Raw genomic sequence first — 12,727 nt, forward strand, 5'->3', positions numbered from 1 at the left:
CCCATGACCGTCGCCCTCTCGCCCGAAGCGATCCTGCCGCAGGATCACGGCCTGCTCGTCGGCCGGGTGTGGCGGCCCGCGCCCGTGGCCGGCCCCAGCGTCGTGCGCATCGACGGCGGCCGTGTGGTGGACATCACCCGCGCCTTTCCCACCATGGCCGACGTGCTGAACGCGCCTGACCGTGCCGCCCGCGTCCGCCATGCCGCGGGCGAGCCCATCGGCGACCTCGCCGCCCTGCTGGCGGAGAGCGCGCCCGACCGCCGCCGGGGCGCCCATTTTCTCGCGCCCAGCGACCTGCAACCGACCAAGGCCGCCGGCGTGACCTTCGCCATTTCCATGCTGGAACGGGTGATCGAAGAACAGGCCAAGGGCGACCCCGCCCGCGCCGCCGCCCTGCGCACCACGATCCAGCAGCAGATCGGCGCCGATCTTGCCGCCATCGTTCCCGGCTCGGCCCAGGCCGACGCGCTCAAGGCCCAGCTGATCGGGATGGGGGCGTGGTCGCAATATCTGGAGGTCGGCATCGGCCCGATGGCCGAGATCTTCACCAAGGCCCCGCCCATGGCCGCCGTCGGCGTCGGCGCCATGATCGGCTTGCATCCGGACTCCACCTGGAACAATCCGGAGCCGGAAATCGCGCTCGCCATCGCCGCCTCGGGCGAGGTGGTGGGCGCGACGCTGGGCAATGACGTCAACCTGCGCGACGTGGAGGGGCGGAGTGCGCTGTTGCTGGGCCGCGCCAAGGACAACAACGCCAGCGCGGCGCTGGGGCCCTTTCTGCGCCTGTTCGACGAGAGTTTCGGCATCGACGACGTCCGCGCGGCGCACCTGACCCTGAAAGTCTCCGGCGAGGACCAGTTCGTGCTGGAGGGGGCGAGCGACATGCGCGCCATCAGCCGCGACCCGCTGGACCTGGCGGCGCAGACGCTGTCGGCGCATCACCAGTATCCGGACGGCGCCTTCCTGATGTGCGGCACCCTGTTCGCGCCGATCCAGGACCGCGACGCGCCGGGCCAGGGCTTCACCCACAAGCGCGGCGACTGGGTCGAGATCGCGAGCCCGAAACTGGGGCGGCTGGTCAACAGGGTCGGCCTCACCACCGACGCGCCGCCCTGGCGCTTCGGCGCGCGGGCGCTGATGGCGAACCTGGCGCGCCGCGGCATCCCGGTCTGAGGCCGGATCGGGACCGCGGCCGGTCGCCCCTGTGTCCCGGCCGCCGCGGAGCGGTGGGCCGGGACCGGTGTCAGTCTTCGAACACCCCGTCCGCCCGTGTTCGCACGCCGCAACCGGCCCCGGATCGGCGCTCCGCACCGTCCGGGGTACACGGTGCTTGCGTGCCGGGCAGTCGCGGCGGCCGGGAGAGGAGTCTTCCCCCGCTGGCTCACCACCCCCTCTTCCCTGTCCTCGCGGAAGCGGGGACCCATGCCTGAGAGGCCAACACAGAGTCCGTGTCCTCTGAGAAGCGCTCAGGCATGAGCTCCCGCTTGCGCAGGAGAGTGCGGCAACCGTTACCGCAAGTGGCCTAGCTTCGATGCACCGGCCCGTTCGCCCCCAGGCGCACGCCGGGGCGCAGATGTCGGTAGGGCAGTTCCGCCGGGTCTGCCGTCACCGGGCCGGGGGCGGTGGCGATCAGGATTTCGCCGCCATCGAACGTGAAATCCGCGCGGAAATGCACCGACGATTTCAGCACCAGAACCGCCGCGTCTTTCGGCTCCACGCCCACATGGCGGAACATTTCCCGGTCGGCGGCCTGCACCTTGCGGCTGGCGACCACGACGCGGATGTCGTGGCCCGCGAGCCGCAACAGCGCCATCGGCCCCAGATCCATGTCGTTGCCGCCATAAAAGCCGCCGGTGCAGTGAAAGCGGCCGTCGCCGAGGCGCTCGACCTCGGCGCGCAGGCAGATTTTCTCGTCGCCGGGCCAGAAGCCGCCGAAACAGGCGGAAATCTCGCGGCCGGTCCCCGCCGCATGCGCCTTCGCCGCCACGTCCGGGTCGATATAGAGGCCGAGCACGGCGTTCTCCGCCCGTTCGGCCACCAGGGCGGCGAGCATGCCGGCGGTGTTGCCGTCGCCGCCGCCGCCGGGATTGTCCTGCGTGTCGGCGATCACCACCGGATGCACGCCTTGCTCCAGCAGCGTTTTCGCCTCCGCAATGGCGCCGGCGGGCGTGAAATAGCCGCCGTCGAACTCGTCCTCCTGCAGCGCGATGGTGGACGCGGCCGCCTCGGCCGCCGCCTCCGCCCGTGGCGAGGAACTGGCGTAGGCCAGGACAGCGGGCCCGCAGTCGGTGATGTCGGCCGGCGGAAAGCCGGGGGTGAAGGACAGGCTCCAGATCGCCCCGGTCTCGCCCTCCGCCATGGCGCGGTAGACCGAGCGGGCCGGCTCCACCAGCGAGCACTGCCAGTTGATCGAAATCAGGAAGTCCAGCTTGCGCCAGGCCTTGGCCGGCTTGCCCTCGCGGAAGATGCGGGCCATCAGGGCGGCGCAGCGTGCCCCTGTCTCCGCCATGTCAACATGGGGGTAGGTGCGGTAGCCGACCAGCAGGTCGCTGTGCTCGACCATGGCGGCGGTGACGTTGGCGTGCAGGTCGAGGCTGGCGACGATCGGCACGTCCGGCCCGACAATCGCGCGCACCCGGCGCAGCAATTCGCCCTCGCCATCCTCCAGGTGTTCGCAGACCATGGCACCGTGCAGGTCGAGGAACACCGCGTCCACCGGCCCCAGCGCCGCCAGATCCTCGGTCAGCATGCGGACGATGGGCTCGTAGGCGGCTTCCTCCACATGGGCGGACGGGCTGGCATTGCACCAGACCGTCGGCAGCAATTCCCAGTCCGACTGTGCCGCCGCCGCAAACCCGGCCAGCGGAATGTTCTTGCCCGCCAGCGTCGGCAGCATGGCGGTGCCCCGCAGCAACCCCGGCCAACCGTCGGTCCGCTCGAAATGATCGAAACTGGCCCGCGTGGGCGCGAACGTGTTGGTCTCGTGGTGGAACCCACCGACCGCGATGCGCGCCATCCTTTTCTCCACTGTTCTAGTACTTTGGTCGAAAGTTACCGGCAACGCGGTTCGATGGCAAGGCCCAACGCGCCCCGGGGCCTGGGCAGCGTTGACACAGGGTGGTAGGGATAGGCACTACCCTGAGATGTTGCGCGGGAAGGTTGCGGTGAAGCGGTGGATCATGGGGGCGTTGGCGGTGCTGGCTCCGCTTTCGGCCTGGGCGACGGAGCCCGGGCTGGAGGCTTTGCAGACTCCCAGCCGGACATTGATGCTGATCGAGCCGGAAACGGTGGATCGGTCGGTCCCCGATGCGGGGGCGGTATCCGACTGCGGCGGCACGACTTGGTTAACCGACGCCGGCAAGGCCAAGGCCAGGCGCATCGGCCAGCGCCTGCGGGCGGCGGGGCTCGACAAGGCGCCCGTGTTCACGAGCCCGTCCTGCGCCGCGGTGGAGGCGGGGATCGATCTGGGCCTGGGGAAGGTCTCGATCCAGCCCCTGTTGCAGGACCTGCTGAAAACGCCCCTGACGCGCAGCCGGCAACGACAGGAATTCGGGCTGTTTCTCGCCGATTATTACGGCGGACCGCCCTTTGTCCTCATCACCCACCGCAACAACGTCCTGGATCTGAGCGAACTGTACCTTGCGCCGGGCGACGGGATCATCCTGGCCATCGATCTGAACGGCGATGTGCCGTCGGTCCTCGGCAGCGCCAGGTTCCGGTGATCAGGCCGCCGCCATCAACGGATGCCGCTCGGCCGAGGCGTCCGCCGCACGACCCTGCCAGACGATCCGCCCCGCATCCAGGATGGCCGCATGGTCGAAGCGTGCGCCAAGGTCGTGAACGTCCGCCGTGACGATCAACGCCGAGGCGCCCTCGCGGCGGACCAGATGTCGGATCAACTGTTCCATGCTGGCGGCCAGCACCGGGTCCAGGCCGGCGGTGGGGTCGTCCAGCAGCAACAGGTCCGGGTCGCCCGCCACGGCCCTGGCCAGCGCCGCGCGCTTGCGCATGCCGCCGGACAGCGCGCTGGGTGCGGCCTCGCCCGCCCGGGCGTCGAGCCCCACCAGCGAGAGCAGGTGAAACGCCTTTTCCCGCGCCGGACCGGCGAGGGTGCCCTGTCGGCGCAGCGGAAACGCCACGTTCTGCCAGACGCTCATGCCGTCGAACAGGGCGTTTTGCTGAAACAGCACGCCGATGCGCGGGCGCAGATCCCGCCAGTGCCGGACATCGGTTTCGCCCAGCACGTCCACCCGGCCGGCATCCGGCCGCAACAGGCCGGCGGCGCATTTCAGCAACACGGTCTTGCCGCCGCCGGAGGGGCCGACCAGCACCGTCGTGGCGCCCTGCGGCACTTCCAGGTCGACGCCTTGCAGCACGCGCTTGGCACCGAAGGCCTTTTCCAGCCCGGTCAGGGTGAGAGCGGAGGTCATGCCGGCGCCCGCGCGGCGGAGAAGCCCGACATCTCGGCCGCGGCGGCATGGCGCGCGCGCCTCGCCAGGCGGGCGATGGCGACGCTCCGGGACTCGCGCGGGTGGTCGGCCCAATCCTGGCGCATGGCGGTTCCTTGTTCCGTGGCTGCGGTACCGATTTGTAGCACGATGTGACGGCTGGGAGTATAGGGACGGCGGGCGCGGGCGCCCATGCCAATGTTGGTCACAGCCGCCGTTTCGGTCCTGTCGACCCGGCGGGGATGCTGGGTTGATAATCCTGTTGCGGATTGCCGGTTCGGGGAGAAATGATCGGCAAGCCGGAATGGAAACCGTGCGCAGCGGCGGGTGTCGCTGCGCCTTGAGCGGTAGGTTCGCCCGGCTCCTGGTCACACGTCATGCCGTCTTATGCCAATCCGTTCGTTTACGCGCTCGTGGGTGTCTTTTGCCTGCTGGCCGCGGTGTTCGCTTTTCGACCGATGAAGCGTCTGTTCGGCGGGCGCCCCGCTGCGGCGGGCGGTTCGATCTCCGTCGCCGCCGAAATGGCCGTGGTGGCGTGGATGGCGCTGCTGATTGTCGGCATCTCGCTGGTCGCAAATGCGCTGCTCTGAGCGCCGGTTGCGGCGGAGGCTGTTCGCCTCCGCCGCGCGCCAAACAGCGGGGCCGATCGCCGGCTTGAGTCGCCAAGCGTCCCAGCCCCAACCGTTCGACGTCCGGTCTCACTCCTGACCCGGCCACCATACGCGTTTGCCCGATTGTACCCGGTGACCGCCGTCACAGTGTGTGCGGATCGCCCGGCGGCGCACGCGGGGCGCCGCTCGGCAGGGTCCCTTGTGAACGGTCCCGATGAAGGGTCTGGCGGTCGCGGCGGGAAGGCTTTTCAATGGCGGGGCCACCCGCAACGGAGGACCGCGCCCCATGAAAATCACCGACGTCACGCTCACCCTGTTTGCCTGGGACGACATCCCGGCGACCCAGTACGGCCAGCACACCGGCAAGTTCGGCGGTTCCTCGCAAATGGGGCTGCTGCGGATCGAGACCGATCAGGGCCTGACCGGCCATGCCTTTCTCGGCTCGTCCTCCCGCGGCGGCCAGATGGACGGGCAGTCGCTGATCGCCTATCTCAAGCCCATCGTCATGGGCCAGAACCCGCTGGAGCGGGAACGGCTCTACAAGGCCATGTACCGCCGCGCGCGCATGACGACGCTGCGCTGCATCGGCGCCGTGGACGTGGCGCTTTGGGACATTGCCGGCCAGGCCGCCGGCCTGCCGATCTGCGACCTGATCGGCCGGTTTCGCTCGTCCTGCCCCGCCTATGCCTCCAGCGCCGTGCTGGCCTCGCCGCAGGCCTATGCCGAAGAGGCCGTCCGGATTCGCGATGCCGGCTGGGCCGCCTACAAGATCCATCCCCCGACGGTGCCGGAGCAGGACATTGCGGTCTGCAAGGCCGTGCGCGAGGCGGTGGGCGACGACTACCGGCTCATGCTCGATTCGACCTGGTGCTATGACTACCCGCAGGCGCTGCGGGTCGGGCTCGCCATCCAGGATCTGGGCTTCTACTGGTACGAGGATCCGTTGGACGAGGAAGACCTCACCAACTACATCAAGCTGCGCCAGCAATTGCGCATACCGATCATGGCGACCGAGTATTCGCCCGGCGGCCTCTATTCCTACGCCCCCTGGCTGCTGACCCAGGCCACCGACTATCTGCGGGGCGACGTGGCGGTGAAGGGCGGCATCACCGGCATTCTCAAGGCGGCGCATCTGGCCGAGGCCTTCAAGATGAATTACGAAATCCACCATGGCGGCAACTCGCTGAACAATGTCGCCAACCTGCACGTCACCATGGCCATTCCGAATTGCGAGCTGTTCGAGGTGCTGATGCCGGCCGAGGCGCAGAAATACGGCCTGGTCGACGAGCCCGCGCCGGACGCCAATGGCCTGGTCCACGCCATCGACAAGCCCGGCCTGGGGGCGGAGATCGACTTTGCCCTGGTGGAAAAGAAAACCGTGGCCGTGTTGCGGTAGGGGCGGAATCACCCCAAATACCAATGGTCCGCCGGCGCCCGCAGCGGATCGTGTCCGGTCCGCGGGACGGCCGACTGGTCAGACATGGCCGTTTCGGCTATCACCGCCTCGTCGAAGGCAACTGAGGTTTTTCTTTCATGCGCCGCACGCATCCGGAATCCGGGGATCTCGACCATATCGACTGCTGGGTGTTCGATCTGGACAACACGCTTTACTGCTCGCGCAAATACGACCTGTTCCCGGCCATGGGCGCGAAAATGGAGCTGTATCTGCAGCGCACGCTGGGCATTTCGCGCGAGCAGGCGCAGCAATTGCGGGCGCAGTGGAGCACCGACCACGGCACGACGCTGCGCGGCCTGATGATCGAGCACGGCCTGGCGCCGGATACGTTTCTGGAGTTCGTCCACGACCTGGACCTGGACCAGATCCAGCCGGAACCGGCATTGGACCGGGCCATCGCCGCACTGCCGGGGCGCAAGGTGGTGTTCACCAATGCCACGGTGAAATACGCGGTCGACATCATGGACCGGCTGGGTGTCTCCGCCCATTTCGACCACATCTTCGATGTCGCCGCCGCCGACTATGTGCCGAAGCCGCAAATGCCGGCCTATGACCAGTTTCTGAAGGCCACGGGCGTCCGGCCCGAGCGCTCCATCTTTTTCGAGGACATGGCCCGGAACCTGGCGCCGGCGGCACAGATCGGCATGACCACGGTCTGGGTCGAGAACGAGCGCGCCAATGCGGGGCCGACGCCCGCCTGCGACCACATCCACTATATCGCCGAGGACCTGACCCGCTGGCTGCAAGCCGCCGCCGCCAGCCGCTGAGGCGCGGCCGGCGGGGCGAAAACGGGGAGGGCGCTCAGAAGCTGGCGCTGACGGTGAACACCGCCGTCGGGTCGCCGATGGAGCCGTTCAGGTCGTTGTCGATGTATTGCAGTTTCAGCGTGATGAACTTGTAGCTGGTGGCGATGCCCGCGCTCCAGTCGTGGTAGCTTCGGGTGCCGAACGCGGCCTCGTCGTCGATGGAGTTGTAGCCATAGGTCGCCGACAAGGTCAGCGGCAGGGGCAAGCCCAGTTCGGGCGTGTATTCGGCCGAAAGATGCGGGTAGTAGAAATCGCCGCTGGAGGCGAAATAGTCCGGCGAATAGTTGAGGCCAGCTCCCAGTGTCAGGCCATCCATCGGGCTGTAGCTGAGATCGATCTTGCCTTCGAAATAGTCGTAGTCCAGCCCGGACGAGGCGCCCGGATAGGTGTAGTAGATCAGGCCGACATCGATGCCGACGCCCATGTATTCGGCCGTGACGCCGCCGTAATAGTCGATTTCCACCTGCGCCTGGTCGCCATCCTGGAAGTCGACATTGGACGCCCAGATACCGGCATAGAGGCTGATCGGGTCCGCAATGGCCAGGCTGTAGTCGAACCCGCCCTGGATGGCCGGATTCTTGTCGGTCTGGCTGATGCCGCGGAAGCGGTAGTCGGTCGTCAGCGCGACATTGGCGGAGAATTCGCCGGGAATGGTGGGGCCGGCCTCCTCGGCCAGGGCCGGCGCGGCGCCGGCGGCGATCACCAGCAGCGGCAGGCAGGTCGCCGCGGCGGAGAGAGTGCCCAAGGTTTGGGCGAATCGTGTCACGAGCATGTGCAAATGCGTCCATATTTGGCAATTAGGGAAATTGTTACTTCCCATCATTTGCAATTATATAATATAAAATGTCAGTAAGGATGGTAATATTGACGCAAGTATTTTGCGTTTATTTTGTGCATTGCGCGCTGCAAAAGCGGGCAAATGCCTGCCGTTCGACCGGCGATGCATGTCGTTGACAGGGGGCTGGCGCTCCGCCAAGTTCCGCCGCGACATTCATGCCCCGACATCTGACCAGAGGACGTTCCCGCCATGGCTGGCTCGTTTGCCGATCTCGCCCAAACCATCGATCAGGCGTGGGAGGACCGCGCCGCCATCTCCGCCAGCACCCAGGGCGCGGTGCGCGAGGCCGTGAACGAGGCGTTGGACGCCATGGACAGCGGCAAGGTCCGCGTCGCCGAGAAGATCGGCGGCGAGTGGGAGGTGCGGCAGTGGTGCAAGAAGGCCGTGCTGCTGTCGTTCCGCCTGAACGATTCCGCGCCGATCAAGGGCGGGCCGGGCAACGCCACCTGGTTCGACAAGGTGCCGAGCAAGTTCGACAACTGGGGCCAGGCGGAATTCGCCGCCGCCGGCTTCCGCGCCGTGCCGGGCGCGGTGGTGCGCCACTCCGCCTTCATCGCCAAGGGCGCGGTGCTGATGCCGTCCTTCGTCAATGTCGGCGCCTATGTCGGCGAGAACACCATGGTCGACACCTGGGCGACCGTCGGCTCCTGCGCCCAGATCGGCGCCAACTGCCACCTCTCCGGCGGCGTCGGCATCGGCGGCGTGCTGGAGCCGTTGCAGGCGGAGCCGGTGATCATCGAGGACAATTGCTTCGTCGGCGCCCGCTCCGAAGTGGCGGAAGGCGTGATCATCCGCGAGGGCGCGGTGCTCTCCATGGGCGTGTTCATCGGCGCGTCCACCAAGGTGATTGACCGCCACACGGGCGAGATCCACATCGGCACCGTGCCGTCCTATGCGGTCGTCGTGCCGGGTTCGCTGCCGCAGGGGCCGGACAAGCCCAGCCTCTATTGCGCCGTCATCGTCAAGACCGTGGACGAGCAGACCCGCGCCAAGACCTCCATCAACGACCTGCTGCGCGACTGAGGGCGGGAGGCCCGCCGGCCATGCGATATGCCACCGACCCGGTCCAAATCCTGCAGGACCTGATCCGCTGCCCGAGCGTCACCCCCGTCGACGAGGGCGCGCTCGGCGTGCTGGAGCGCGCGCTGGAGCCCATGGGCTTTGCCTGCGAGCGCATGCCGTTCTCGACGCCGGGCACGCCGGACGTGGACAATCTCTATGCGCGGCTCGGCAGCGATGCGCCGCCGCTCTGCTTTGCCGGGCACACGGACGTGGTGCCGCCCGGCAATCCCGACGACTGGAGCCACCCGCCCTTTGCCGCCGACATTGTCGGCTCGGACGGAAACAAGGTGATGATCGGGCGGGGCGCGGTGGATATGAAGGGCGCGATCGCGGCCTTCATCGCCGCCGTCGGGCGCTATCTGGAGGAGAAAGGGCCGCCGGCCAACGGCTCCATCGCCTTCCTGATCACCGGCGACGAGGAAGGGCCGGCCCATAACGGCACCAAGCGCATGCTGACCAAGCTCGCCGACCGCAGCGAGAAACTCGGCGCCTGCATTGTCGGCGAGCCGACCAACCCGAACCATCTGGGCGAAATGCTGAAGATCGGCCGGCGCGGCTCGCTATCCGGCATTTTGCGGGTCGACGGCGTGCAGGGCCATGTCGCCTATCCGGCCCAGGCGAAAAACCCGATCCACCCGCTGGTCCGCATGCTGAACGAGATCACGGCGGAGCCGCTGGACGAGGGCTCGGACCATTTCCAGCCGACCTCGCTGCAACTCACGTCGGTGGATGTCGGCAACCCGACCCACAACCTGATTCCGGCCAAGGCCAAGGCGCATTTCAACGTGCGCTTCAACGACCTGCACACCTCGGCCGATGTGGAAGCCTGGGTGCGGGAGCGGCTCGACCGGGTCGACTTCCCCTATGACCTGGAGGTGATGGTCAGCGGCGAGAGCTTCCTCACCCCGCCGGGCCCGCTCTCCGACCTGGTTGCGTCGGCGGCCAAGGCCGAGACCAACCGCGATCCGGACCTGTCCACCACCGGCGGCACGTCGGACGCGCGCTTCATCAAGGATTATTGCCCGGTGATCGAGTTCGGCCTGATCAGCGAATGGGCGCACAAGGTCGACGAGCAGGTGCGGCTCGACGAACTGGAAGGCCTGACGCGGATTTACCGCCGTTTCCTCGACACCTGGTTCGCGCGGGCATAGGGGCTGCTGGTGGCGGCGACGACACTCCAGGAGCATTTGTGGGTCGCCTTCCGTCTGGCGCGGCGCGAGGGGCAGGCCGTCGACGAGATCGCGAACACCCAGGCAGCGTTTTGGTACAGCTTCCAGGCCGCGTTGATAACGCTGCCGATGATGGTGATCACGGTTCTGCTCGACTATGGCGGTTTTCCGGGGGCTCTGGAAATGCTGGCCGAGGTGGCGCTGTTCGTGGTCGGCTGGCTGCTGTTTCCGGTGGCGATGCTGGAAATCGCGCCCGCCATCGACCGCATGCAGTTCTACTGCCGCTACATCGCCGCTTCGAACTGGTGCAGCGTGTTCGAGGATGGGCTGCTGACGCTGGTTGTCGTGTTGCGGGCCCTGGACGTGATCCCCGGCGCCATCGGCGGACTGTTGTTCTTTGCCGGTGTGGTGTGGGTGTTTTCGTACCAGTTTTTCGTCGCGCGCAATGCCTTGCGGATCGACGCCGGCGTGGCGGCGATGATCATCGGCGCCCGGCTGCTGCTAGCCATCGTCCTGTTCATCGCCCGCGGGATCATCGGGGGGGCGTAGCGCCTCCGGCGGGTAGCGCACTTCCAGAAAATACAGCCCTGTCGGCGGCGCGGTCGGGCCGGCCGCGGCCCGGTCCCGGGCGGCGAGCGCGGCGGCAACATCGTCCGGCGTCCACTTGCCGTCGCCCACCTGTTTCAGCGTGCCGGCAAAGATCCGGATCTGGTTGTGCAGGAAGCTGCGCGCCTCCGCCTCGATCCAGATTTCCTCGCCGCGGCGGCGGACGTCGAGCCGGTCCAGCGTCTTGAGCGGCGACTTTGCCTGGCACTGGGCGGCGCGGAAGCTGGTGAAGTCGTGGCGCCCCACCAGGCGCTGCGCCGCCCAGTGCATGGCCTCGGCGTCCAGCGGCGTGCCCACATGCCAGACCAGGCCGCGTTCCAGCGCCGGCGGGGCGCGGCGGTTCAGGATGCGGAAGCGGTAGGCGCGGCCGATGGCGCTGCGCCGGGCGTCGAAGTCCGGGCGGGCGAGGGCGCAGTCCAGGGCCGAGATCAGGGCCGGGCGCACATGGTGGTTGACCGCATTCTGCACGATCCATGGCGGCCGGTTCTGCCGCAAATCCACATGCACCACCTGGCCCAGCGCGTGCACGCCGGAATCCGTGCGGCCGGCACAGACCACCGTGACCGGGCCGCCGTCGAGCGTTTCGAGGGCGGCTTCCAGGCGCGACTGCACCGTCTCGACGCCCTCCTGGCGCTGAAAGCCGGCAAAGGCGCCGCCATGGTATTCGATGGTGAGGCGGTAGCGGGGCATAGCGGATCGTACGTTGACCATTTCATCCCGAGTAGGGCCGAAGGCCCGTCTCGATGGGGCCTCGATCCGACGGCTACGCCGTGTGCTCGGGGGGAAGCGGGGTGGAGGGAAGGTCCAGGCGAGTCCCGGCCGGCAGGTCATAGCCCCGCAGCAGGTCGGCCGCGGCCATGGGGGCCTTGCCGGGGCGTTGAATTCGGGTCGGGCGCAAGCCGCCGGTGCCGCAGGCGATGGTGAGGGAGTCGTCCAGCACCGTGCCGGGCGCGCCCGTGGCGTCCGACACGGTTTCGGCCGCCGAGACCTTCAATACGGTATCGCCATGCAGAAACCATGTGCCGGGCCAGGGCGTCAGCGCGCGCACCTGACGCTCCAGGTCGACCGCCGGTCGGCGCCAGTCGAGCCGGCCGTCCTCGCGGGTGAGCTTGGCGGCATAGGTCGCGCCCTCGGCCGGTTGCGGCGTCGCCGTGAGCGTCCCGGCTTCCAGCCGCCCGAGCGCGTCCACGATCAGGCGGCAGCCGAGCGCGGCCAGGGCGTCGTGCAGGCTGCTGGCGGTGGTCGCCGCGGTGATCGGCACGGCTTCCCGGAGCAGCATGGCGCCGGTGTCCAGGCCCGCATCCATCTGCATGACGGTGACGCCGGTTTCGGCATCGCCCGCCAGGATCGCGTGCTGGATCGGCGCGGCGCCGCGCCAGCGCGGCAGCAGCGAGGCGTGGATGTTGAGGCAGCCAAGCCGCGGCGCGTCCAGCACCGGTTGCGGCAGGATCAGGCCATAGGCCGCGACCACGGCCACATCGGCCCGCAGCGCGGCAAAGGCCGCCTGGTCCTCCGCCGCGCGCAGGCGGCGCGGGGTGCGGACTTCGATGCCGTGGCTCTCGGCGAAGGCGTGCACCGGGCTTGGGCGCAGCTTGTGACCGCGGCCCGCCGGCCGTGGCGGCTGGGAATAGACGCAGCACACCTCGTGCCCCGCGTCCAGCAAAGCCGCCAGCGGCCCGACGGCGAAGTCGGGCGTGCCCATATAGACGATGCGGAGCGCCATGAGTCCCG

At 68.3% G+C, this 12,727-nt stretch carries 13 protein-coding genes; 8 read left to right on the forward strand and 5 right to left on the reverse strand.

Annotation, left to right across the window (positions count from 1 at the left end; all coding sequences use genetic code 11):
- The first annotated feature begins 3 nt into the window (after positions 1-3).
- Positions 4-1,173 carry a fumarylacetoacetate hydrolase family protein gene (locus H6844_07695; protein MCB9929281.1) on the forward strand — a complete coding sequence of 390 codons (1,170 nt, stop codon included), beginning with the start codon at positions 4-6 and terminating at the stop codon, positions 1,171-1,173.
- Positions 1,174-1,522: 349 nt separating this feature from the next.
- On the opposite strand, the gene H6844_07700 is transcribed toward H6844_07695, so the two are convergent.
- Positions 1,523-3,016, reverse strand: a complete 1,494-nt coding sequence (locus H6844_07700) for a M81 family metallopeptidase (protein MCB9929282.1) — start codon at positions 3,014-3,016, stop codon at positions 1,523-1,525.
- Positions 3,017-3,164: 148 nt separating this feature from the next.
- Here H6844_07700 and H6844_07705 point away from each other — a divergent pair, with 148 nt between their 5' ends.
- Positions 3,165-3,722 (forward strand): hypothetical protein, encoded by a 558-nt coding sequence (locus H6844_07705; GenBank protein ID MCB9929283.1) that lies wholly within the window; start codon positions 3,165-3,167, stop codon positions 3,720-3,722.
- Here the strand turns inward: H6844_07705 and H6844_07710 are convergent, their stop codons facing one another.
- Positions 3,723-4,430, reverse strand: a complete 708-nt coding sequence (locus H6844_07710; GenBank protein ID MCB9929284.1) for an ATP-binding cassette domain-containing protein — start codon at positions 4,428-4,430, stop codon at positions 3,723-3,725.
- 395 nt (positions 4,431-4,825) lie between these two features.
- On the opposite strand from H6844_07710, the gene H6844_07715 reads away from it, so the two are divergent.
- The 3 genes from H6844_07715 (at position 4,826) to H6844_07725 (ending at position 7,282) form a co-directional block, all read left to right on the forward strand.
- The gene (locus H6844_07715) at positions 4,826-5,038 is read left to right on the forward strand and encodes a hypothetical protein (GenBank protein ID MCB9929285.1); all 213 of its coding nucleotides are present in this window, start codon (positions 4,826-4,828) and stop codon (positions 5,036-5,038) included.
- Between the two features lie 307 nt (positions 5,039-5,345).
- Entirely contained in the window at positions 5,346-6,455 is a 1,110-nt protein-coding gene (locus tag H6844_07720) for a mandelate racemase (GenBank protein ID MCB9929286.1), read from the forward strand.
- A gap of 137 nt (positions 6,456-6,592) precedes the next feature.
- Positions 6,593-7,282, forward strand: coding sequence for a pyrimidine 5'-nucleotidase (locus tag H6844_07725; protein MCB9929287.1), 690 nt, complete (start codon positions 6,593-6,595; stop codon positions 7,280-7,282).
- A 34-nt stretch (positions 7,283-7,316) separates the two neighbouring features.
- Here H6844_07725 and H6844_07730 read toward each other — a convergent pair whose 3' ends face one another.
- Positions 7,317-8,093, reverse strand: coding sequence for a hypothetical protein (locus tag H6844_07730; protein MCB9929288.1), 777 nt, complete (start codon positions 8,091-8,093; stop codon positions 7,317-7,319).
- Between the two features lie 255 nt (positions 8,094-8,348).
- Here H6844_07730 and dapD point away from each other — a divergent pair, with 255 nt between their 5' ends.
- Genes dapD through H6844_07745 form a run of 3 tightly spaced genes read left to right on the forward strand, consistent with a single transcriptional unit; the run spans position 8,349 to position 10,939 of the window.
- Positions 8,349-9,182: a 2,3,4,5-tetrahydropyridine-2,6-dicarboxylate N-succinyltransferase gene (gene dapD / locus H6844_07735; GenBank protein MCB9929289.1), complete on the forward strand. Its 834-nt coding sequence runs from the start codon at positions 8,349-8,351 to the stop codon at positions 9,180-9,182.
- A gap of 20 nt (positions 9,183-9,202) precedes the next feature.
- On the forward strand, positions 9,203-10,372 hold the full coding sequence (dapE, locus tag H6844_07740; GenBank protein ID MCB9929290.1) for a succinyl-diaminopimelate desuccinylase: 1,170 nt from the start codon (positions 9,203-9,205) through the stop codon (positions 10,370-10,372).
- 9 nt (positions 10,373-10,381) lie between these two features.
- Entirely contained in the window at positions 10,382-10,939 is a 558-nt protein-coding gene (locus H6844_07745; protein ID MCB9929291.1) for a hypothetical protein, read from the forward strand.
- On the opposite strand, the gene truA is transcribed toward H6844_07745, so the two are convergent.
- Positions 10,892-11,686 (reverse strand): tRNA pseudouridine(38-40) synthase TruA, encoded by a 795-nt coding sequence (gene truA, locus H6844_07750; protein ID MCB9929292.1) that lies wholly within the window; start codon positions 11,684-11,686, stop codon positions 10,892-10,894. The two genes, H6844_07745 and truA, sit on opposite strands and share 48 nt — an antisense overlap.
- A 73-nt stretch (positions 11,687-11,759) precedes the next feature.
- Entirely contained in the window at positions 11,760-12,719 is a 960-nt protein-coding gene (locus H6844_07755) for a methionyl-tRNA formyltransferase (protein ID MCB9929293.1), read from the reverse strand.
- Between the last annotated feature and the right edge of the window lie 8 nt (positions 12,720-12,727).

This window comes from Alphaproteobacteria bacterium (assembly GCA_020638555.1).
Taxonomy (GTDB): domain Bacteria; phylum Pseudomonadota; class Alphaproteobacteria; order Bin95; family Bin95; genus JACKII01.